Consider the following 21,795-nt stretch of genomic DNA (forward strand, 5'->3'; position numbering starts at 1 on the left):
TCGGTACCGAAGCCGCCAACGCCATTGGGGACTATGTGATCTTAGATGCGTGACAACCCGGCGCTGCCGGACATTCCCAACGAGGCAGACGCGCGGCTCCGCTCGGCTCTGGCCTCCACCGCCGAGGGTGTGCCGCAATAGCCGGCCGGCATCAGTGGCGCCGAGATCGGGGCAACATACAGCCCTCGTCGTCACCGGGCAACCAGCGGCGGGCGGCAAATCGCTGAATCTACCGTTTCGGTTTTCCGCACGGCGGCACATTGAAAGCGAATCCGGTTGAAGCGGCTCTTGGCCGGGTGCAGCCGGGAACCGTTGCGCAAATGGTGCGGTGGGCTGTAGACGGGCGGCGACAGGTATGGCAAGAAGGGAGAAGGAAAATGATGGATGGATATGGATATGGTTCGATGATGGGCTGGACCTGGCTGTTTTGGCTGCTGTTGGTCATCGGCCTCGTCCTGCTGGTCATCTTTGCCGTGCGGGCTTTTTCCGGCGGGGCTCGCGACGGCAGGAGCGCCCGGCGAATCTTGGATGAACGCTATGCCCGGGGCGAAATGACTACCGAAGAATACCGCGAACGCCTCAAAACCCTTAGGGGCGAAACCTGATGCAACCTCTTAGCCGTCGCAGCGCACTGATTCTGGTAAGTGTCGGGGCAGCGGCCACCGCGACGGGTGCGGCAGGATTGCTGTGGGGCAGCGGGGTTCAGTCCGTCCACGGGCAGGAGCTGGAAGAACCGCAGACCCTACGAAGTGCCGATGGCCGGCTTCAACTTACGCTTTCAGCAGCCTTGGGGAAGGTAAAGATCGCCGGCAAGGATGCCACTGCACTGTCCTATAACGGTTCCCTGCCCGGTCCCACCCTGTTCCTCCGGGCCGGAGACCGGCTGAACGTGACGCTGGAGAACCGGCTGCGGGACCCGACGAACCTGCACATGCACGGGCTGCATGTTTCCCCGCAGGGCAACGGCGACAATCCGTTGCTTTCCGTTGGCCCCGGCACGTCCTTTGACTACGAGTACCAGCTGCCGGCGGATCACCCGCCGGGAGTGTACTGGTACCACCCGCATCACCACGGCTTGGTCGCCGACCAGATTTTCGGCGGGCTGTATGGAGCCATCGTCATCCAGGATCCCCAGCCCATCCCGACGAGTAGGGAACGGGTTCTGGTGATCTCCGATATTTCCCTGACTCCGGGCGGAAGAATCGCCGCAGTGTCGGTGATGGAGAAAATGATGGGCCGGGAAGGCAACATGGTCCTCGTCAACGGGCAGCTGAACCCGCGCCTGGCGGCCCGGCCGGGCGAGCGAGAACGGTGGAGGGTCATCAATGCCTGCACCGGCCGGTACCTGAAGCTTCGCCTGGATGGTCAGTCGCTGCAACTGTTGGGTCTGGACTCCGGCCGCTTCAGGGTCCCCGCCAAAGCCGACGAGGTGCTGCTGGCACCGGGAAACAGGGCCGATCTGTTGGTCACCGCCCAGGCAGGCACTGCTGTGCTGCGGGCACTGCCCGTCGACAGGGGAAGCATAGGCCCGATGATGGGCGGCAATGGGCCTCTGCGCTCTTCGGCTGGCCGATCCGGGGCGGTCCTGGCGACCTTCACCGTTGCAGGTGCACCCGTTGCCCCCCTCGCTCCTGTCCCCGAGCAGCAGGCGCCGCGGGACCTCCGGTCCGAGCCGGTCGCCGCCCGGCGCGAACTGGTCTTCGCCATGGGCATGGGCATGGGGCCGGGCACCGGGATGATGGATTTCACCATCAACGGCAAGTCCTTCGACCCGGCAAGGGTCGATACCACTGTTTCGGCCGGCGGCGTCGAGGAATGGACGCTGCGGAACACCAGCCTTATGGACCACCCCGTGCATCTGCATGTGTGGCCCATGCAGGTCATCGAACAGGCAGGCCTTCCCGTGGCCACCCCCCGGTGGCAGGACGTGGTCAACGTTCCGGCTCGCAGCAGCGTCAGGGTTCGGATCGCCTTCGATGACTTCACCGGAAAAACCGTTTACCACTGCCACATTCTGGATCACGAGGACGCCGGGATGATGGGACTGCTGGAAGCGCGATGACCCGACACCTTCCAGGTTCCGCAACCGATGCGCCGCGCCTTCCCCGTGGATAACTGGCGCGGCGGGGAAAACAGCTCCATCTGCGGAAGGACCGTCGACTGCCTCGCGGCCGGCGAATAACTATTTGAGAAAATGATGGGAGGAGTGTACTGCTTCCTGGCGCTGGCACGGCTCGATGCCGCTACCTCTCTCGCTGGCCTTGGCATCACGGTGGAATCGGCCAGGGGCGGCCTTGGCAGGGAAGATCCGCGCGAGGTGCCGTCCGTGTCGGGTATGTCCCGGGCCAGTTAACGCAATTTGATACAGGACCTCGTTGGGGGTGCCGGTCACAGCACCAATGCCGTTCCCTTGCCAGCCGGGGCCTTAGCCTCCGTGGGTCTCGTCCTTTCTCCGGCGGTGGTTGCGATCCTGATGTCCGTTTCGTCCCTTCTGGACTTCCCGAACATGCAACTCCTGCGCCGGCTCAGGTCTGGATCTGTCACCATCCAATATCCTAGGGACTCGCACCCGGCAACGCCCCGGTAAGCTGGAAAGCAGGCAACCACCGGAAAGGCGGGACACATGGGCATCGGCAAACCGCTGCGTCGGCGTTCCGCTACGCTCTTCCTCCCACTACCGGCCCTGCTGGGGCTGGTCCTGCTCATTCTGGGCCTGATGGGGATGCACACCATCGCCGGCAACCACGCCGGACCATCCATGGCGGGCTCCTCGGTGACGGTTTCCGCGAGCGGCGGGAACCACCACCATTCCGGTCCCGCGGACCACGCCCACGATTCGTCGGTGTCCTCCCCCGCTACGGGCTGGGCGGACCTGGAATGCCCGAGCTGCTGCGGCGATATGCCGCAGGCCGCGGGCTGTGACTTGGCACCGGTGGCCGGCAGCATGACCTCGTTTTTCCTCCCGGTATTCCTGGTGTTGCCGGGCGATCTGGGGTTGCGCGGCCCGCCACCGGTCACCGGCGCCACCGAATACATCCCGCCCCCTCCTTCATTGATCGAACTGTCCATCAGCCGCACGTAGAACCTTGGCCCCCGCCGCAATGGTGTGGGCCAGTTTTCGCGCGCCCGCACCATTGCGGGCCGATCGACAGCATCCGATTGATTTTTGAAGGAAAACCCATGAAACGCCTGACCCTTATTTCGGCAACCGCTCTTGCTGCCGCCCTGGCACTGACCGGCTGCGCCACCGACACCGGAACGAATCCCGCCACCACGCCCGGCGTGGTCCCTGGCTCCATGTCCGCGTCCCCGTCCGCCGAAACCGCTGCGCCCGCCGATCACAACAGCGCCGATGCGATGTTCGCCCGAATGATGATCCCGCACCACGAGCAGGCCGTGGAAATGAGTGAACTGATGCTCGCCAAGGACGGCATCGACCCGGCGATCACCGACCTGGCCGAAGGCATCAAGGCCGCCCAGGGACCGGAAATCAAGACCATGACCGGCTGGCTCAGCGCCTGGGGAGAACCCGCCGCCATGTCCGGGGGCCATGGGATGCAGGGCATGATGAGTCAGGACGACATGGCCGCCCTGCAAGCAGCCCAGGGAACCGAGGCCGCCAGGCTCTTTTTGACCCAGATGATTGCGCACCACAAGGGCGCCATCAAGATGGCCCAGGACGAAATCGCCAACGGGTCCAACCCGGACGCCGTCGCCCAGGCAGAAAAAATGGCCCGGGACCAGAGTGCGGAAATCGACAAAATGAAGGAACTGCTGGCCGGCCTCTGAAGCTCGGCTGCATCTGGCTGTGGGGCGCAGGTGCGCCCCACAGCACCCTCGTCGTTGACCCCCTTTTCTGTTCTGGAGACTCCCTCATGAACCGCACTTCCCTTTGCCCTGCCCACGCCACGGGCCGCATGGCCGCGGCCGCCGCCCTGATCCTGCTGCTGACCTCCTGCACCCCGGCGTCCACCCAAGGCCCACAACCCGTCACTGCACCGAACCAGCCCTTCGCCCATATCCATGGCATGGCGGTTGATTCCGACACCGGAGAAGTCATGCTTGCCACCCACGACGGGCTCTTTGGCCTTGACTCGGGAACGCCGGAAAAGATTGGCCCCACCATTGATCTGATGGGCTTTGCGGCAGCCGGCAATGACCACTACTACGCCTCGGGGCATCCGGCCCCGGAGACCGGCCTGCCCGAACCGGCCGGACTGCTCCGGACCCAGGACGGCGGGGACACCTGGCAGCAGCTCTCCCTGGGCGGCCTTTCTGATTTCCACGCCCTGGCGATGACCCGCAGCGGAATCATCGGCTTTGACGGAACCCTGAAGAGCACCACGGACCTGGAAACCTGGACCACCCGCGACGGAGGCTTCGCCCCCTACCACCTGTCCGGGACACCTACCAGTGATGTCGTGCTGGCCACCACGGAGGCCGGCGTGCACCGTTCCACCGACGGCGGGAAGACCTGGACGGCGCCCTCGGGCGGACCGGTCCTGCTGCTGACGGCCTTCGCCACCGCCTCGACGGTCGTCGGCATCGCACCGGACGGAACAGTGCACCTGAGCTCGGACGCGGGCCGGACATGGAGGGCCGCCGGAGCGGTCGCCGGCCACCCCTCGGCCCTCGCCGCCGCCGGCCCCGATGAACGCCCGCAGATCTGGGTTGCCACACCCACCGGCATCGAACGCTCCACCGATGGTGGGCAAACCTTCAGCACGGACGCCAAATGATCCCTGTCGATTTCCGCCCCCACTCCCGGGAAAACACCATGCCAAGCCCTATCAATTCCCACGTTGCGATTCGTCCAGCCACACTCGGCGACTTCCCTCTGACTGCCGACTGGCAATGCCGGTTTCTGCGCGACGGACTCTTTCCCCTGCTGGGACCCAGGTTCGTGAGGCACTGGCACGCGACCTTCCTCGACGCCCCCTGGGGTTTCGCCTTCATTGCCGAAACCACTGGTCCTGACGGACCGGTGCCGTCAGGCTTCCTGTTCGGATCCAGCGACCAGTTACGGCACGTTGACGACGTTCTCCGATCTCACCGCACGCGGCTGGGCATTCAAGGCGTTCTCGGGCTGGCGGTGCGGCCCCGGCTGTGTCTGGGGTTCTTGCGCACCCGCGCAAGGCCATACCTTCGCCGACTGCTGAAACGCCCGGTCCCCGAGACGGTTCCTGCAGCCGGCCCGATGCCAGTGGCCAAGCCCCGTATTGCCGTCATCACCGCTCTCGTGGTAGACCCGGCGTCCCGGGGACACGGCATAGGTGGACAACTGGTGGAACATTTCCTCGCCCAAGCGTCGGACGCCGGGGCACCCCTGGCCGAACTCGTGACCAAGGCCGGCCCTGACGGGGCCGGGCGCTTCTACGAACGGCTCGGGTGGGCCCCGGTGCACGAGCACACCACCAGGGACGGAGGGATCGCCAGGACCTACCGCTTCCGTTTGTCTCTGGGGACACCCGGCTGACTGACGAAGCGTATTCGTCCGAGAACGCTGCCCTGGGCCGGGATCGTCCGATCCTTGCTCAAATCGGCGGCCTGCGCCGGTGCGTTCCCTTGCATCTTTTGTCCTGGTGCTCAGGCGACCGCCCAGCCTTGAGGGGACCAAAGCCCCTGATGTCTCACGGTGCCGGGAACGATAGTGAACGTTAGGACGGTGGCACATCGACGCGCCGGAGGAAGCAACGATGATGTATCGGCGGAGACATGGGCAGCTGGGGCTACGTCCTGACGGTCATGAGCTTTGTGTTGCTCCTGGGGTGTCAGGCTCATGGCGATCGTCCTGTTCGCCCGCTCCACGATGGCCGACGGTATGAGGGCGGGGTGCCGGATCCCGGCATTGCAGAGGATCGGCTCGCAGAGCGTTTTGCCCGCTATGAAATTGAGGAGAGTGAAGACACCGTCGGGCTGACCGTACTCCGCCGCGGACGCGGTGCACTACGGTGAACGGCGGTGCCTACACTCCTTGAACGATGCCCCTAGAGGGTATACGTTCGACGATAACCGGAAAATGACGTCGCGGCGACAGCCTCCACGCAGTGCAGGCTCGACAACGGGTGTGCCGCCCCGCTGCCGTCCGCGGACAATCCCGCGAAAGGGCGGACCATGGCTGCTGAGACGAAGGGCGCCGGAGGAGCCGTGAACACTCCTTTGAAGATCACGGTCGTGGAGGTGCGCGGCCTGCACCGGGCGAGCTCCAAGGCGGTCATCGAGCGCGTGCTGCTGCAGCGCCCGGGAGTCGCCGCCGTCGATGCAAACCCCGTTGCCCAGACCGCGACCGTGACCTTTGACACCTCCGTGACCTCCGTGGAGCAAATCTCAGGGTGGATCCGGGACTGCGGATACCACTGCCGGGGCGCATCCGTCCCCGACCATGTCTGCTACCCGATGGACGAAACAGGACTCACCCCCGGGACGAGGCACGATGTCGCAGGCAAGACCGGCGCCGGCCATCCACCGTCAGGTCACGTCCACCCCAGTGCAGCACAACCAATGGAGCATATGCACCCGACGCAGCCTGATCACCGGGGACTACACGCAGGGCACGCGCCGGAAACGGTGGAACCCCACCCCGGCCATGCCCAGCCTCCGGCGGACAGCCATGCAGGACACGACGATGCCGGCACACACGCAGCGATGCCCCGGACCCCGCAGGAGACGATGGGCCACGGTGGACACCACGCCAGCATGTCGATGGATGACATGGTCAAGGACATGCGCAACCGGTTCCTGGTCGCAGCGATCTTGTCAGTGGGTGTGACGCTTTGGTCACCGATGGGCCGGGACATGTTCGGCTTCACCGTCCCGACACCGTTCGGGCTCCGTGATGACGTCATGGCCCTGATCCTGTCGCTGCCGGTCATCTTCTATTCCGCCTGGATCTTCTTCGACGGCGCCTACCGGGCACTGAAGGCCCGCACCCTGGACATGATGGTCCTGGTCGCGATCGCCGTCGGCACCGGCTGGCTCTACAGCGTCTGGGTCACGCTCACCGGCGGCGGTGAAGTGTTCTACGAAGCCGCCACGGTCCTGACCTCCTTCGTGCTGCTGGGCCACTGGTTCGAGATGCGCGCACGGGGCGGGGCGAACGAGGCCATCCGCACCCTGCTCGAGCTGGCACCACCGGTCGCGGTCGTCATCCGCGATGGCGGGACGGTCGAAATACCCACCTCCGAGGTCCGGACCGGGGACCTGCTGCTGATCCGCCCGGGATCCAAGATCCCCGTTGACGGGGAGGTCGAGGACGGCCAGTCTGAGGTGGATGAATCCATGGTCACCGGGGAAAGCCTTCCGGTGACCAAATCCACCGGCTCGCAACTCATCGGCGCGTCCATCAACACCACCGGCACCATGCGGGTCCGGGCCACCAAGGTCGGCGCCAACACGGCCTTGGCCCAGATCGTCGCCCTGGTCCAGGAAGCCCAGAACTCCAAGGCACCCGGCCAGCGGCTGGCCGACAGAGCCGCATTCTGGCTCGTCCTGGTCGCCCTGATCGGCGGAACCGCGACGTTCGCGACTTGGCTTGCCCTCGGCGCTCCGATCCAGGCCGCGCTGCTGTTCGCCATCACCGTCGTTGTGATCACTTGCCCCGACGCACTGGGCCTGGCCACACCGACGGCCATCATGGTCGGCACCGGCCTCGGGGCCAAACGCGGCGTCCTGTTCAAGAACGCCACCGCCCTGGAGGTCTCCGCCCGGATCGATACCGTCGTGATGGACAAGACCGGCACCCTGACCAAGGGTGAACCGGAAGTCACAGACGTCGTCGTTGAGGGAATCGACGAAAACGTGCTGCTGGCCCTGGTCGCCGGGGTGGAGCAAGAATCCGAGCACCCCCTCGCTGCCGCCGTCGTCCGGTACGCGCAGGAAAAAGGCGCACCCGTCCTGACCGCCTCGGCTTTCCTCAATGTTCCCGGGCACGGTGCAGGCGCCACCGTTGACGGACGCCGGGTGCTGGTCGGCAACCGCAGACTCATGGCCAACGAAGACATCGACCTGGGGTCGCTGGCCCCGGTGCGCGATGAACTTGCCGCCACCGGACGCACCGCAGTCCTCGTTGCCGTCGACGGCAAGGCCGCGGCGGTGATCGCGTTGGCGGACGCCGCGCGGGAAACCGCGGCCGCCGCGGTCGCAGCCCTGCACGAGGTCGGGATTGAGGTCGTCATGCTCACCGGGGACAACGAAGCGACCGCCCGCAGGATCGCGGGCCAGCTGGGCATCGACACCGTCATCGCCGAGGTGCTGCCAGGAGACAAATCGGCCAAGGTGGCCCAGCTCCAACAGGAGGGGAAGAAAGTAGCCATGGTCGGTGATGGCGTCAACGACGCCCCCGCCCTGGCCCAGGCCGACCTCGGCATCGCGATCGGTGCCGGCACCGACGTGGCCATCGAAACAGCCGACGTGGTGCTGATGCGCTCTGACCCGTTGGACGTGCCGATCGCGCTGCGGATCGGGAAAGGAACCCTGCGCAAGATGCGCCAGAACCTGGGCTGGGCCGTCGGGTACAACGCGATAGCGCTGCCGCTCGCGGCCGGGGTGTTCGCGTTCGCCGGGATCGTCCTCAGCCCGGAGATCGCTGCCCTGTCGATGTCCGGCTCCAGCTTCCTGGTCGCCGTCAACGCCCTGCTGCTCAAAAGACTCCGACTGCCGCGGCCGGAAACGCCCGAGGACAGCACCGCCCGACAAACCCGCCCGCTGGCCCCGGCAGGAAACCGCTAGGTACCCGCGCCATGGACCTCCGACTCATCTCCCGGGTGCTGTTCCTCCGCGCCGCCTGGCGCAGGCGGGACCGTTGGGACGCCGCCCTGATCGCCAAACACCAGGACCACGCCCTGCAGGAATTGCGACGGGCGGCCTACACCGGCTCGGAGTTCTACCGGCGCCATCACGCAGGCCTGCACGTCGCGCCCCTGAACGAGCTGCCACCCGTGACCAAAGCGGACCTGATGGAACACTTCGACGAAGCCATCACCTCACCCGGACTGAGGTTGGCGGATCTTGAGACCCACCTGCAGTCGCTGACCCGGAATGGAGCTGACCCCGGAGTGCCGTGGCAAGGCCGGTGGTGGGCGGCCAGCACGGCAGGGACCACGGGCCGGCGCGGAACCTTCGTCTGGAACCGCTCCGAATGGGGCACCGTCCTGGCATCCTATGCCCGGGCCAATGATTGGGCCGGGATCGCCGCCGGACCGACCCGGCCGCTGAAGGCGGCGATCGTCAGCTCCCGCATCCCCACTCACCAGTCCGCCGTCGTCGGGGCCTCGCTGCGTTCCAAGCTCGTCCCCACGCTCCGTCTGGATGTGACCGCCCCCCTCGGTGAGACGGTCGCCGCACTGAACGGGTTTCAGCCCAGGATCCTGGTCGGCTATGCCTCGGCACTCAAACCCCTCGCCGCGGAGCAGCACGCGGGGCGGCTTCGCATCTCCCCCCAGGGCGTGATCTCCGCCTCCGAAGTGCTCACCCCGCACACTGCCGCCGAACTGGAAGCGGCTTGGGGAAGCCCGCCCTTCGACGTGTACGCGGCGACCGAAACGGCCGGCATAGCCTCACCCTGTATCCACCGGAACCGACACGTCTATGAAGACCTGCTGATCATTGAACCCGTGGACAGGGACGGAAACCCAGTGCCGCCGGGAACCACGGGTGCAAGACTCCTCGTGACCGTCCTGTTCTCCCGCACCCTCCCGTTGATCCGCTACGAAATGTCCGACACCGTCCGGTTGGGTGGCCGCGGCTGCCCCTGCGGACGCGCCTTCAGACTCATGGAGGACATCGAAGGTCGAACCGAAGACATCCTGCACCTGCCAGGCAAGGCCGGAACCGTAGCCGTCCACCCCCTTGTGTTCCACCACGTGCTGGATCAAGCCGCCCTCACCGGATGGCAAATTATCCAGGAACCCGGCCGGCTGCGGGTGCTTATGGTGGGACTCTCGCACGGAAACTCGCAGGAGGGAGTCCGCGCCGCCGTACAGCATGCCCTTGCGGAGGCCGGAGTCATGCCAACTGGTGTGGATGTGAGGATCGTGGATCGGCTTGAAAGAACAGCCCTCGGCAAGGCCCCCTTCGTGCGCGGATTGAAGGCCACGCCATAAGAGATTCACCCCGTGTCGGAGCCGGCACGGGCCGAACACCCCAGCCACTCAGGCGACCGGCAACGGTAGGACAAAACGGATTCACCCACGGACTCTTCCGTGTCCCATCCGCGCGCGCCACGGAACATCAAGCGGATCCGCAAGCAACACACCCAGGAATCGGAGCGTCCCAAGCTGCACGGCAAAGCCGAGCCGGTTGTGGTCTCCACGCCGCTTCGCGATCAACTCCAGATCGGCGTCGTCAAGATAGAAAAACCGCTCCAGATCAGCCCACGACGGTTCACCCAGGAAGCGCCCGAACCCGCCCGCCTGCTCCTCGCTCAGAAACTCCACCGACACACACCAAGGCTACCGAACAGCACCAAGACCAGCTCAACGAGGCTTAGCGTTCAATTTCCCGCCGTTACTACCAAGACCCCGGATCCCTTGCAAAACCAAATCTCGAGAGTTGGTTTTGCAAGGACTAATTTGCTTCGTAGGCCCGTCGTGACAGGGATTCCACGAGGTCCCACGATTCCCGGTCATGGATTCGCAGCTCCACATCCCCGGTCCCAAAATGGCCGATGCTGGAAACATCCCGAATCAATCCCGCCTGCATCTCAACCGTCTGCGGGTCGAGCTTCAAATAGATGAGCAGGTTCCGGGAGGTCGGATGCACCTCAACACAGGCAAAATTCTTCAGCCTTCGGAACGCGAAATAATCTTGGCGTTCGTTTCTGACCACATCATCCCCCAGGGAGAGGACAAACTCCTCGTACGCTTTGTAGAGGCTTGCCAGCTCCTTATCGGCTCTCGCCAGGAGGTCACCCGCATTGCGTCTCCTGCTGCCGGTTGTGACCTGTACCGGTGATTCTATTGGTTCCGGGGCAACGATCCTGCGAGTCGGCGAGGCAGCAGTCGTGGCCGTCACCAATTCGATGGCCAGTAGATCCGAGCCGAAGTCACGGTACCGAACGAGCTCCACGTTGCGGTCGATCTGCTTCACCGCATGTTCGTCATACCGGGTGAAATCATTCGCCACGCAAACCAGTCTCGGCGTCGACCAATCAATGTTCAGGGAAGCGTCGCGCCCAAGTTTTTCCTCGACGAGGAGCCGGAATTCTGCTTGGTGGTCCATCAACCAGTCGAGGTAGAACAACCCCTGGTTGATGACGTTCTCGTTGATCGTCCGCTTGTACTCAAGGATCACGGGAGACCCGTTCTCATCCAACCCGAGGGAGTCGATGCGCCCCCTATGGACCTTGCCGGTCAGGTACTCGCTGGCCAAAAACCTCATGCCAAAAATCGCCTCAAGATTATTCTCGAGAAGCACCTGCAGACCACGTTCCAAGGCAACGCTGCCCGAAGGAATCTCGGTAGCCGTTCCCTCTGCGATCCTAAACAACTTCAAATCGGCCATCAAAAATCACTTTCTCGCTGCTGCTCCCCATGCCCGGCTTCCCCGGACAAGGTACTGCCCGTCTGCGCGGGCTAACATGTTCTGCCACCCTGCGACTCGATCGCTTGGGCTTTTCCGGGTATACGGAGGTTTCTAGATCGCCGCTGACGACTAGTCCTATTCTGCTATCTGCAATGCCGGCAAATTCGCCATGAACTTGTTGGTCGCCACCGACACGGGCCAGAAGTTCCATGGCGGCGGCAGTCTCCAGCATCTGGGTTTGGACGGGCAAACGGAGTGCTTCGAAAGGTTTCCACGGCTTCAACGCCTTCCACTGCTGCACGCAGTGACGCGGTGATCTCATCATTCATCTGGTTGGTGGTCAGCACGCTGGTTCCGGGAAACTCGCGGCAAGCATGCTGCCCTTTATCAGGCATGGCCTTCCCCCACAGTCACGGTGTCCCATAGGCCGATCTGTTCGTGCTGGTGGCGGCGTTCGCGTTCCTCGTCGGTGAGGGCGTAGTCGAGGCTGGCGGACTCGAAGCGCTTGAACTGGTAGATGGCGTGGTTCATGTGCTGGGCATTGAACAGGCCGAGGTTGTTGAGCGTCTTGAAGTCGGTCACTGACAGGCCGGTGACGCGCTCGAACAGCTCCGAGTCGAGCGACTCGATAACGTGCTTGAGGGATTCCTCGCGGTAGTCGGTGGTGTACATGAACACCGGGATCTTGGCCAGGAACTTCTGCAGCTTCTCGCGGATCTCGGCGCGCTTCTTGGCGGTCTCGGACTGTTGCTTCTTCTGGCCGGGGGTGAGCGTGCCGCTTTGGTCGCGTTTGGCTTTTTTGAGGTCCTTGGTGTTGGTGATGACCTGCTGGGCGTTGTCGACCAGCGCGCGGAAGTCCTCGACGTTCTCCAGGGCCTCCATCAGGGCCGGCTGGGCCAGGACTGCGGACAGGGTGTGCTCGTTGACATCGACAAGCAGCGGGGAGTTCCAGCGACGAGCCAGCGCCGCAGCTCCGACTCCAGCGCTGGCCCAGTCCAGCACCGCTGTGGCGTCGAGCTGGGTCATTGCTCCCCCGGTGAAGCCAAAGATTGGCAGGTAGTTGATCAGCTCGCCGATGGCCTGCGACGGGGTTGTGTCGCCGGTGGTGGCGAGCTTGGAGCCGTACTCGGCGACCAGCGACAGGGCGCGGTTGGGGTCGAACTCGAAGACGAAGCAGGTCGGCTTGCGCAGGTCGAGGTTGCCCTCGGCGTCACGGTAGGCCCACGGGGACTGGACGCGGAACGCGGCCTGGAAGTATGACTCGGGGCCCTTCAGCGACCGGAGCATGAAGATCGCGCCCCATTCGCGCACGGTGACGCCGGTCAAAAGCTTGCCGACCGACAAGGTAATCGAGCCGACCCCGTCGCCCTTCTTGACGTCCTCGATGGCGCGCTCGACGGGCGGCAGGGCGGCCACGCCCTGGCCGGCCTTGTCGCCGGCGGCGATCACGATCTCGAACTGGGAGAAGAACGGATGATTGCGCAGCATCTCGGCCATCGCGAAGCAGGCGGCGACGTTGTTCATGTACCAGACCGAGTGCTTGACGGCGGATTTGAACCGGACGGCCTCATAGGGGAACGGCGGCTTGTCCTGGGTGAGCACCTGGAGCTTCATCTGGTCCGAGAGCTTGCCGCGGAACATCTCCAGGAACTCGGCCACCTCGTCGGGGCGCTCGAACTCGAAGCCGTCGTTGGTCTTGGCGGCCTTGAAGAACTCGTTGAGGCTGAAGCCGTTGAACTCACCGTCCTCGGCGTAGCTCTCGGCGTTCTTGCCCATGTCGTAGGAGTACATCTGCATCTGGGGCAGCGTGATGTACGGGTTGGGACCCTCGGCGTTATCCCACTCGGCCTTCTCGCGCTGCTCGTCGACGTAGGTCCAGTTGAAGATCGCGTCCTCGGTGAACTCGCCGTCGGTGATCGCGCGGAACGGGGTGCCTGACAAGTACAGGTAGTGGCTAGCCTTGACCGCTAGTTCCTCGGCGAGGCCCTCGACGGTCACCTGCTCGTCGGGCTCCGCCAGTTCGGCCTCGGTCTTGTCAGCGGGGTCGTAGAGGGCCCGGGCGGAGTCACGCCAGGCCCCGAAGTGGTACTCGTCCAGGACGATGGCGTCCCAGTCGATCAAGTGGATGGCTTCGTTCTTGGCCTTGATGCTGCCGTCGGCATCGCGGCCACCGAGGTCCTGCAGAGAGGCGAACCAAACCACCGGGCCGTCGTAGTCGGCGGCGTCGTCGCGCTCTGCTTCGCTGGCCTCCTTGTCGATGTAGCGCCAGCCGTCGAAGTCGACGTGGGAGATCAGGTCGTCGTTCCAGGCCGTGGCCACCGCAGGCTTGAAGGTGAGCACGAGCACCCGCTGCCAGCCCATCTTCTTAGCGAGCTGGTAGGTCGAGAAGGTCTTGCCGAAGCGCATCTTTGCGTTCCATAGGAACTTCGGCGCCTTGCTGCCTGCGTGGTTGCGGAAGTAGGCCGCAGTGGTCTCGACGGCGGCGCGCTGTTCAGGTCGCATGTCAAAAGACTGGGTCCGCTTGGGCTGGTAGGAAATGTCGGAGCGCACCGTCTGGATCGCGGCCTGGACCTCGTCAAGAGTCGCCTCGAACCACTCACCGCCGGTGCGCTTGATACCGGCCGCGACCAGGGCCGCGTGCACATCATGGTCGGAGAAGTCCTCGCCGTGCATGTTGGTCGCGGGCTCGTCCAGGAGGATGGTCACGCCCTTGAGGCCGGGGTAGGCGGTGTTGAGCTGCTGCTTGATGCGGGCGCGGGCGGTGCCCTTGGCGGTCTGTCCAACTTTCAGCAGACCGGCGCCCGTGACAAGTGTCGACCCCTCGGTGCGTTCCCAGGGCTCGGTGTCCTTGCCGACAACGGTGTAGACGTAAATGCGCTTGGTCACTCGTCGATCTCCGGCCCATCGGTTCCTGCACCAGGTCGGTGCTTCGATCCGCCGGGCAGGTGACTGGCCGGGATGGGCGAGTCGAGAGAGAGGTTCACCGAACGCGGCTTGATGGTCAAGTTGATGTAGTCGCGCTCTTCGTGGGTGAGATGGAAGTGGTCGTACAGCTCCTCGTCGGTCCAGCTCCGAGTCATATCGAGCATGGGAGCAAACCGGAAGCGATCCGGCGTGATGTCCTGAGTGACCTTGCGTTGCAGCACGAGGAAGCGGACGAACTTGGTGGCGAGGTAGTTGGCGTAGTTCTCCGTCTCCGTGGCGGAGTTGAAGACGCCTGCGACGAAGTATGTCTGGGTACACGCAGAACCGGGGGCGAGCGCGATCGGCGCTCCAGTTACGACGTCAATGATATTGCCCTCGTCATCGAGCGGGGTGTCACCACTGCCTGCCTTTGGGAGCAATACTTTCCACCGATCTACCCAGGCATGGTTTCGCTCAAGCTGGTCGTCCCGGACGTAACCGACGCGCGTCCCGTAGATAAGGGGGATGGATTCGGGGAAGGGCGCTTCCAAGGATCCGGCGAAGTTAGTCCTCAACCCGAAGGGGACCTGGGGGCCGAAAGTTTCTTCGACCGACGGGTAGCCGTGCTGCGCGACCCGCTCGGTGATCAAGGCGGCGCGGTTGTCCCGGACAAGAACGCCCTCACCCTTGCGCAAGTCCCTTCGCGCGGTCGATCGGATAGTGCCGTCAATCCTCGTGGAGAACTCAGTATCGTCATTGTGCTCCCGGTCCCAGAGGAAATAGCTCACACCCCCGCGGATCTTCACTCCGGGAAAGCAGTCAAAAATTTTGGGGTTGTCGACAAGCTTGGCCATGCGGCGATCGGCAATCATCCGCGCGCGAAAATCGTCGAGACCGAGACCACCAGCGAACCAGCGCGACGGGGTGATCATCAAGACATATCGAGGGTCAAGGGCGATGGCCTGGTCCACGAACTTCTGGTAGATCGGCATGGTCCGTGTGTTGCCGTCAGAGTCAATCTGGTAGGGCGGGTTGCCGACAATGACGTCGAACTTCATGTTGGCCATCTCCTGCGTGGGGTAGGTGCCGTGGATAAACGAATAGGCATAGTTTTCGCGACCCTCGCCGCGTTCAAGTTCCTCGGGCGCACTACACAAACGACAGCGGTCGTTGGCCTGGAAGTCGTGCGCTGCGGGGACGAACGGGAGATTGCCCTGCGGCTCGGCGAATCGGACGATGCTGTGCGGGCCGGAGGCGTTCGCGGAGCAGTAGAGGCTGCGACGCGAGATGATCCCGGTCATCTCGGTGATCGAGGCACCGTGGAGCATGTTGCCCAGGATGTGCTCGCGGCGTGTGGCGAAGTCTGGCTCCCAGTCGGCCAGGCCGTCGAGCAGCCTAGTGGCGATCTCACGGAGGAAGACACCTGACTTGCTGAACGGATCGAGCCACACGAAGTCGGGCCTACTCCAGACCTCGTCGGGAAGCAGATCCAACATCGCTCGGGCGAGCTTGGGCGGGGTGGGAACCTCGTCGTTGGAAAGCTGCGCAAGGCAGTCGAGGATATCGGGAACGTGGTGCCCAAAACGCGTCGTGGTCATGATCGGGCCTTCTTGGTGTCCATCACTGGTCCGGGGTTGCCGGCCAGCAGGGAGTAGTGGATCGGCGCATCGTCGGCTTTCGGCACCGAGAACAGGTCGAGCTGGTCAGCGGCACCGGCCGTCGACCACTCTCGCTGGAAGGTACCGTTACGGCTGGCGCGGTAATCGACCCACTCAATGGAGTGAAGATCGGTCAGGGTGTTGGCCAGGACGATATTGGTTTCCAAGATGGCGTCGACCGCACTGGCGAAGCCAGGAGTCGGCACCTTGGTGTTGAGGTCGTTGTCCAGGTGGGACTGCATCACGTGTTTCATCCGGTCCTTCGACTCGTCGACGTTCTCGGGGTCGATGTCTACGGCGTAGATCGAGGCAAGGCCACGCAGCAGCCGGTGTTCGTACAACACGGTGGAGCGGTAATGGTCAGCAGTCACGAAGGCAAGCTTGCGGCGCAGGATCTCTTCGAGGAAATTGCCGGAACCTGCCGCCGGCTCGAAAAACTTGCGGTCGGTGTTGCTGGGGTCGTCCATGGTGGGGAACATGTCAGGGATCAAGTCAAGCATGGCCGTCACCTCGCGGGTGTGGGTGTAGACCTCAGCGAGGTCACGCACCCGCTGGCGAGTCTTAATCTGCATGTTTCTCCTCAAGTCACAGTGGGTTCACCAGTCCATTGTCTCAGCCAAGTACAAAGCACCAGAACACCGACGCAGTGCCACCGAGCATGTCCGTAAGCCGTTCCTGCTATGGGACGGACTTTGACTTGATTCCGTCGGCAAGCTGAAGTCCAGTTGCTATCTGGCTCCACTCGCCCTTAGCGTACGATTTTTCCGTTTTCTGCGGCGACCCCAAAAACGACATACTCACTCGCGCGTATCCAATAATCGCCATACCAAAAACGGTACCGGGTCAGAATTCCGGCGATTCAGTTTTGAACAACCTTTTAGACACGGATCGACCCCGGCGTGTCGCCGGGGTCAAGAGAAGTTCAAAGATCAGTTCTCAAACGGTCGTTTGTGCCACCCCTCCTCCACCGCTGGTGATCTGGCAGAACCGCCACAAGGTTGTGTTGCAGTTGGGGCACCCCGGATCCTGTTGGTCGAAGCACCACCCAATTGAGGGGTTTCTTCGATGTATCAACGGTTCCATTCGCCTGAGGACAACGGAGCTTGGTCGGCGATGCTCTCGATGGTTGGATTGAGTCATGAAGCTATCGCCGTTCGAATCCGAGTATGCAGATTCAGCCCTTCCAACATTTCAGGGTGCCCCAGCCACACATAACGCGGTGAGAAACAGCGCGGATGCGGAGACTCCATGGACGCAGATGTCCGCTCTTTTGGGGACGACAGTGATCCAAGCCGTCCAAAGCTTCTACCTGGCAAAACGGTCCAGTCAATACTTCAGTGATCTGCCGGAAAACGACGATCGCGTTGGTCAGGCGATCGAGAACATCAACAACAGGTTAATGCGGATGGCGGTGCTCGACATCGCCGCGCTCAACGACCGCGGACTAGCAAGCAACGACCCCAAGAACACTCGGGTGGCGTCACTGCCCACAGCCCATCGACGTATGAAGCGGCATTTGACCGACGCCAACGCGTCCGCTGCCGAGCTGGATCAGCTAGGCAAGCTGCAAACTGACATCAACTGTGATCATTACATGCCGTTGATGTACGTCCGCCACCTCCGCAACAAATGGGCAGGGCACCCGTCTCTGGATCGTCGGTTCGATGCCTGGGCAAGTGCCGACAAGACACTGTCGGTTGCTGCGGTGGAGGCAGCCTTGACTCGGCTGGTCAACAATACCCACGACACTGCATTGTTCGTCTCCTCAGCTCCTGCTCTGCAGGAATTTCGCCAGCCTCCGGCGGTAGCGAATCCCGACGGTTCTTGGCCCATGACGGTTGATCTGAGCAACGTCACAGTCTGGGCGGACCACATGCGGGATTCCGCCGATAAAGAGGTTCGTGCCCTCCGTGCTCAGATCACAGGCGAGACCAAGCTTGAGCGATCGGCCCACACGGAGGCTTACCGAGGTAAGCAGTATTAGGACTGCGTAGTTCAGTGTCGTTAGGCGAACACTCCACAGTCACGTGACGGAAATCTAAGGATTTTGCTCCTGATCCGCTTTCGAGCAGCTGGAGAACGGCTGCCTAGTCGACCTCTCCCGTATCGCGCCTAAAAGCCCATCCCACAAACGGTCGTTAGTGGACTAGTACGGGCTTTGGGACTACCGGTCTCCGGCTGTGCAAGGGCCGCCACACAGGCGGCCATATCCCGCGCCACCGCAAAGACGAATAGTGGGTTTGAGCTCGGCTTTTCTATCCCGTGAGCGAACGAAGCTATCCCGTGAGCGAACACTTAACCTATCGGGGTAAATATCGGGAGACTGGAAGGTGGGACTGCAAAAGAAAGAGCATCCGGTTGCCGCCGGATGCTCTTTGGTCCCTAGCAATTCAAACGACCAGTAAGTCACGAGAGATTGGAAGAGATGTGTTGATTGATTTCCAGACTAGGACGAAGAAGCGGCGCATACAACTCAAAGTTGAGGGGTCACCCCGGATGTTCGCTGCGGGCTGTGTTGCAGTGGTCTTCCTGGTGGCTGGGGCAGGTGGGGCTTCGCCAATCGCATCCCCGGTGGACACCGACATCCCTGCGGTCATCAATCAGATATTGGACTGATGGTCGCCCCCTGCCCATCGAACTAGATGGGTGGGGGTGCCCCCTGCCCATCGAACTAGATGGGTGGGGGTGCCCCCTGGGGCACTTCGTCAGAATACGGTCGATTAGGAAGCACGCGCTGCAACAGCGCATCATCCCAAATAGTTCTAGTTTTGGGTTCCTTCAGCGGTAGCAAAATTGAGATTCAGCGAACCTAATTCTCCGACAATCCATCGCTTGCTGTTCTCTACGACCTTCGAGTTAAGCCAAATACCGTCAGCCAGGTCTTGGCCAATCACGAGCAGTTTAGTCGGAGACAATGGGAAGGAAATCGTACACACTTCCTCACCACCAGGTTCACACCACAGAAGAACCGCACCGTCTCCGGTAACAAGCCCGTTGGCTGGCCATATCTCCCAAGGCCATTCTTCGATGCCAAGTTTGCTCAATCGACGCACTTCCGGCAAGTACTGTGAAAGAAGTATCAGGTCACCGAGATTCAGGTTGGCGTTTTCGTGCGAACCATCAGTTTTCACTAAAATTGCGGGGGCCAAGGTCTTAGCTTGATTTGCATAACGGCCACGATCTAGATGCATATCAAGGAATGCGACCAGCGCTTTTCGTTCGGCATCCGACAAATCGGAATGGCCGTCGCGTAATTTGTTGATAACTGGGATGCCGTTGCTTTCGACCTCTGCATAGGCTTGCTCTAGGTCGTGAGTAAGAATATTTGGGTCGTAGACGTAACTGACGACTGTGGCGCTGTTATACGATCTTCGGTAACCTCGACCATCTTGTTTGTCTAAGACTTCAAGCACGTTCTTTGCATTAGCCCACGCGCGAATATAGCTCTTTGAGACCATATGTGCGTCTTTCACAGCCATGTTAGTAGTCAACCCCAAGGGCTAGACGAAGCTCTCTCACGTTATCTGCAATTCCAGCGTCACCATCGGAGGCCTCACCCTTTCCACTAACATCAGCTTCGGGGAACATTTTCGCAATTCGCTCAATTGCCTCTGCGCTAGTTCGCGCCTCGAGTGAGTAAGAGACTGCACCCGCCCTTTCCAAAAGAACAGCCAAGGCATGGAGCAGCGTTGCGCCATCTTCTGCTGCTCTCAAATCATCGATGTTCTCATCGCTCAAGTCCTGCATTGCATCAGCCCATGTTCCGCTTTCTACCGATGCCGGGGGCACGATTGAACTACGTCCGACAAAAGTGGACTTGAGTGCGGTAGAGCTGGCCGGAATTGCTTCGTCGGGCTGGCCAAACGTTGACTTGATCGGGGCGGGTCGGGTCATGGTGTTTTTCCTTTGAAGGTTGTTAGCCGGCCCCTGTGCCGGTGTCGCTTGTTAGTAGTCAGAGTCAGGGAATTCTTGGCCGTAAATGTTCCAGGGATCGGGTCTGAACGCGATCCGTGCATCCTGCGCCTGGTGCCATGCGTAATCCGGGCTTTGGGACTACCGGTACAGCGATTGGCGCTAAGCACTTGATCATGATCGTTTAGGGGTCGTTTAGCGCAGGCGATCCATGTTGTGCGGAGTTTTGCCGGAAGACTCTCGATCACTGGTGGGGTGGCTGTTGTCAGTCTCAGGCCAGTGGAATTTCTGACTGATGAGTATGTCGATGCCTATGGACGGTTCGCAGAGGAACCTACGAGGCCCGAGTTAGAGCGCTTCTTCTTCCTCGACGACGAGGACCGGACTCTGAGCTTTGAACGGCGCGGTGACCCGCAGCCAAGGACTGCGGTCTCTCGCTTAGCGCCAACCGCTGTATCGATAGTCCCCAATGACGGTAATCCGTTAGCGATTGATTTTCTGCCACGGACACGAGGAAGGACTCCGCGTCACAGCGTATTTCTTCTCACTCTTCATTCGTACGTCCATACATGCCGTCAACTTTCTCTCGATTTTCCACGCAGCGGCACTTAGGCAGCGCACCCTTCTCGGTGAATCCGATCTCTGTGAAACGTCGAAATGTCACTCCGGCCTGCTTTGATTGTAGGAAATACAGTTAGGAACCAAGGGTAAACGTGAGCAAATTCTGGTGGGTAAATCAAGGACAAAGCTACAAGTGGGAATCCGAGCTACGCATACTGTGGTCTCCGCTGGCTACCGAAGGAGGCAAAAAGCAGCACCATTGGGACCGCATGGAATTGCTCAGCCCGGGCGATGTCGTCATCAACTACTCCGAGAAGAAGATCCGAGCGGTCAGTGAGGTGCTAGCGCCTCAACGATCAGCCACCAACCCGCACCTCGGGCTCACTGATCTTGAATGGCAGCGGGATGGACGAGAAATCAACCTCAGCATGCACCTGCTGGACGTGCCTCTCGAGCTGTGCGACATCCCGGAAGAACTCCGCAGATCGTGGAAAAGCCCCGGAAGCCCCTTCAACATACACGGAGGCATCAACCAGGGATATCTCTTCGAGCTGTCGGATGACGCCGGCCTTTGGATCATGAAAGAGCTCGGGTTGACCGCGGAGCCCACCGACGACCTGGCCGACGCGGCGCCAGGCACCAGCGACGACCAGCTCGAATTGGTCATCGTGGTGGGTCCCGATGGGGAATTTACAACCACACGGCGCCCCGAGCATGCACGGCTCAAGGGATACCTATTCGGCAATACGAAGCTGAACGCCTGCGCACTGTGCGGAAACGTGCTTCCCAACAGCCTGCTGGTGGCTTCACACATCAAAAAGCGGTCGGAATGCGATCTCGGGGAACGCGGCGACCTGCGTGTTGTCATGGCCGCATGTGCGCTGGGATGCGACGCGGTGTACGAGCGCGGGTACATTGCGGTCGATCAGGCTGGAATTATCGGGATTGGCCCAAGAAGTGCCGAGACCGATCACCTCAGAACCTATGTGAACGCCCTGGTGGGAAAACGCGTCTCGTCCCATACCCCGCATACTGCGAAATACTTCGCCTGGCATGCACAATGGCATGCCCAAAAGTAGCGTTCGGCGCTTTCGATTTGAACCGTCCCGCATTTGATGCCGCAGAGATACTGCCACCTACGTAATTGAGAACCTGGCGAACCACCTTGGAGATTCGCTTGGAACCGTGCCGAGATCTATATCCCTGTCACAGGCGCGCTTCGGGACGCACTATTTGGTCC

Annotated in this window: 16 protein-coding genes and 1 pseudogene; 10 read left to right on the forward strand and 7 right to left on the reverse strand. The window is 62.0% G+C overall.

Going from position 1 to position 21,795, the window contains the following annotated elements; genetic code table 11:
- Positions 1-377 precede the first annotated feature (377 nt).
- The 8 genes from JOF47_RS17080 (at position 378) to JOF47_RS17115 (ending at position 10,100) form a co-directional block, all read left to right on the forward strand.
- The gene (locus JOF47_RS17080) at positions 378-605 is read left to right on the forward strand and encodes an SHOCT domain-containing protein (RefSeq protein ID WP_210000619.1); all 228 of its coding nucleotides are present in this window, start codon (positions 378-380) and stop codon (positions 603-605) included.
- Positions 605-2,062, forward strand: a complete 1,458-nt coding sequence (locus JOF47_RS17085) for a multicopper oxidase family protein (RefSeq protein ID WP_210000621.1) — start codon at positions 605-607, stop codon at positions 2,060-2,062. Before JOF47_RS17080 ends, JOF47_RS17085 begins: the two co-directional genes overlap by 1 nt.
- A gap of 561 nt (positions 2,063-2,623) precedes the next feature.
- Entirely contained in the window at positions 2,624-3,082 is a 459-nt protein-coding gene (locus JOF47_RS17090) for a hypothetical protein (RefSeq protein WP_210000623.1), read from the forward strand.
- 98 nt (positions 3,083-3,180) lie between these two features.
- Positions 3,181-3,789: a DUF305 domain-containing protein gene (locus tag JOF47_RS17095; protein ID WP_210000625.1), complete on the forward strand. Its 609-nt coding sequence runs from the start codon at positions 3,181-3,183 to the stop codon at positions 3,787-3,789.
- An 86-nt stretch (positions 3,790-3,875) separates the two neighbouring features.
- Positions 3,876-4,739, forward strand: a complete 864-nt coding sequence (locus JOF47_RS17100) for a F510_1955 family glycosylhydrolase (RefSeq protein WP_210000628.1) — start codon at positions 3,876-3,878, stop codon at positions 4,737-4,739.
- Between the two features lie 164 nt (positions 4,740-4,903).
- Entirely contained in the window at positions 4,904-5,476 is a 573-nt protein-coding gene (locus JOF47_RS17105) for a GNAT family N-acetyltransferase (protein WP_342592825.1), read from the forward strand.
- A 671-nt stretch (positions 5,477-6,147) separates the two neighbouring features.
- On the forward strand, positions 6,148-8,727 hold the full coding sequence (locus tag JOF47_RS17110) for a heavy metal translocating P-type ATPase (RefSeq protein WP_342592826.1): 2,580 nt from the start codon (positions 6,148-6,150) through the stop codon (positions 8,725-8,727).
- An 11-nt stretch (positions 8,728-8,738) separates the two neighbouring features.
- Positions 8,739-10,100 (forward strand): phenylacetate--CoA ligase family protein, encoded by a 1,362-nt coding sequence (locus JOF47_RS17115; RefSeq protein WP_210000635.1) that lies wholly within the window; start codon positions 8,739-8,741, stop codon positions 10,098-10,100.
- A 117-nt stretch (positions 10,101-10,217) separates the two neighbouring features.
- Here JOF47_RS17115 and JOF47_RS17120 read toward each other — a convergent pair.
- The 5 genes and pseudogenes from JOF47_RS17120 to JOF47_RS17140 form a co-directional block, all read right to left on the reverse strand.
- Positions 10,218-10,439, reverse strand: a pseudogene (locus JOF47_RS17120) (DUF4158 domain-containing protein); the annotation flags it as partial.
- A 124-nt stretch (positions 10,440-10,563) separates the two neighbouring features.
- Positions 10,564-11,499: a DUF5655 domain-containing protein gene (locus JOF47_RS17125; RefSeq protein ID WP_210000640.1), complete on the reverse strand. Its 936-nt coding sequence runs from the start codon at positions 11,497-11,499 to the stop codon at positions 10,564-10,566.
- A 408-nt stretch (positions 11,500-11,907) separates the two neighbouring features.
- Positions 11,908-14,406: a DEAD/DEAH box helicase gene (locus JOF47_RS17130; protein ID WP_210000642.1), complete on the reverse strand. Its 2,499-nt coding sequence runs from the start codon at positions 14,404-14,406 to the stop codon at positions 11,908-11,910.
- A complete protein-coding gene (locus tag JOF47_RS17135; RefSeq protein ID WP_210000644.1) occupies positions 14,403-16,022 on the reverse strand; it encodes an Eco57I restriction-modification methylase domain-containing protein in 1,620 nt (539 codons plus the stop codon). The genes JOF47_RS17130 and JOF47_RS17135 overlap by 4 nt, the downstream gene beginning before the upstream one ends.
- Entirely contained in the window at positions 16,019-16,654 is a 636-nt protein-coding gene (locus tag JOF47_RS17140; protein ID WP_210000645.1) for a hypothetical protein, read from the reverse strand. The genes JOF47_RS17135 and JOF47_RS17140 overlap by 4 nt, the downstream gene beginning before the upstream one ends.
- Positions 16,655-17,340: 686 nt before the next feature.
- Between JOF47_RS17140 and JOF47_RS17145 the strand changes: the two genes are divergently transcribed.
- Complete coding sequence (locus JOF47_RS17145) at positions 17,341-18,066, forward strand: hypothetical protein (RefSeq protein WP_210000649.1); 726 nt, start codon at positions 17,341-17,343, stop codon at positions 18,064-18,066.
- Positions 18,067-18,844: 778 nt separating this feature from the next.
- On the opposite strand, the gene JOF47_RS17150 is transcribed toward JOF47_RS17145, so the two are convergent.
- Both JOF47_RS17150 and JOF47_RS17155 read right to left on the reverse strand, forming a co-directional pair.
- Entirely contained in the window at positions 18,845-19,561 is a 717-nt protein-coding gene (locus tag JOF47_RS17150; RefSeq protein WP_210000650.1) for a DUF4238 domain-containing protein, read from the reverse strand.
- A 1-nt stretch (position 19,562) separates the two neighbouring features.
- Positions 19,563-19,976, reverse strand: a complete 414-nt coding sequence (locus JOF47_RS17155) for a hypothetical protein (RefSeq protein ID WP_210000654.1) — start codon at positions 19,974-19,976, stop codon at positions 19,563-19,565.
- Between the two features lie 731 nt (positions 19,977-20,707).
- On the opposite strand from JOF47_RS17155, the gene JOF47_RS17160 reads away from it, so the two are divergent.
- Positions 20,708-21,634 (forward strand): hypothetical protein, encoded by a 927-nt coding sequence (locus tag JOF47_RS17160; protein WP_210000657.1) that lies wholly within the window; start codon positions 20,708-20,710, stop codon positions 21,632-21,634.
- Positions 21,635-21,795: the final 161 nt, after the last annotated feature.

Source organism: Paeniglutamicibacter kerguelensis (assembly GCF_017876535.1).
Lineage (GTDB): Bacteria > Actinomycetota > Actinomycetes > Actinomycetales > Micrococcaceae > Paeniglutamicibacter > Paeniglutamicibacter kerguelensis.

What these genes read in the sequence shown, in the direction of transcription:
- JOF47_RS17080 (WP_210000619.1), top strand. Translation starts at nt 378, where the DNA reads ATGATGGATGGATATGGATATGGTTCGATGATGGGCTGGACCTGGCTG.
- JOF47_RS17090 (WP_210000623.1), top strand. Translation starts at nt 2,624, where the DNA reads ATGGGCATCGGCAAACCGCTGCGTCGGCGTTCCGCTACGCTCTTCCTC.
- JOF47_RS17125 (WP_210000640.1), bottom strand. Translation starts at nt 11,499, where the DNA reads ATGGCCGATTTGAAGTTGTTTAGGATCGCAGAGGGAACGGCTACCGAG.
- JOF47_RS17135 (WP_210000644.1), bottom strand. Translation starts at nt 16,022, where the DNA reads ATGACCACGACGCGTTTTGGGCACCACGTTCCCGATATCCTCGACTGC.
- JOF47_RS17085 (WP_210000621.1), top strand. Translation starts at nt 605, where the DNA reads ATGCAACCTCTTAGCCGTCGCAGCGCACTGATTCTGGTAAGTGTCGGG.
- JOF47_RS17145 (WP_210000649.1), top strand. Translation starts at nt 17,341, where the DNA reads ATGTCCGCTCTTTTGGGGACGACAGTGATCCAAGCCGTCCAAAGCTTC.
- JOF47_RS17115 (WP_210000635.1), top strand. Translation starts at nt 8,739, where the DNA reads ATGGACCTCCGACTCATCTCCCGGGTGCTGTTCCTCCGCGCCGCCTGG.
- JOF47_RS17155 (WP_210000654.1), bottom strand. Translation starts at nt 19,976, where the DNA reads ATGACCCGACCCGCCCCGATCAAGTCAACGTTTGGCCAGCCCGACGAA.
- JOF47_RS17100 (WP_210000628.1), top strand. Translation starts at nt 3,876, where the DNA reads ATGAACCGCACTTCCCTTTGCCCTGCCCACGCCACGGGCCGCATGGCC.
- JOF47_RS17140 (WP_210000645.1), bottom strand. Translation starts at nt 16,654, where the DNA reads ATGCAGATTAAGACTCGCCAGCGGGTGCGTGACCTCGCTGAGGTCTAC.
- JOF47_RS17095 (WP_210000625.1), top strand. Translation starts at nt 3,181, where the DNA reads ATGAAACGCCTGACCCTTATTTCGGCAACCGCTCTTGCTGCCGCCCTG.
- JOF47_RS17150 (WP_210000650.1), bottom strand. Translation starts at nt 19,561, where the DNA reads ATGGCTGTGAAAGACGCACATATGGTCTCAAAGAGCTATATTCGCGCG.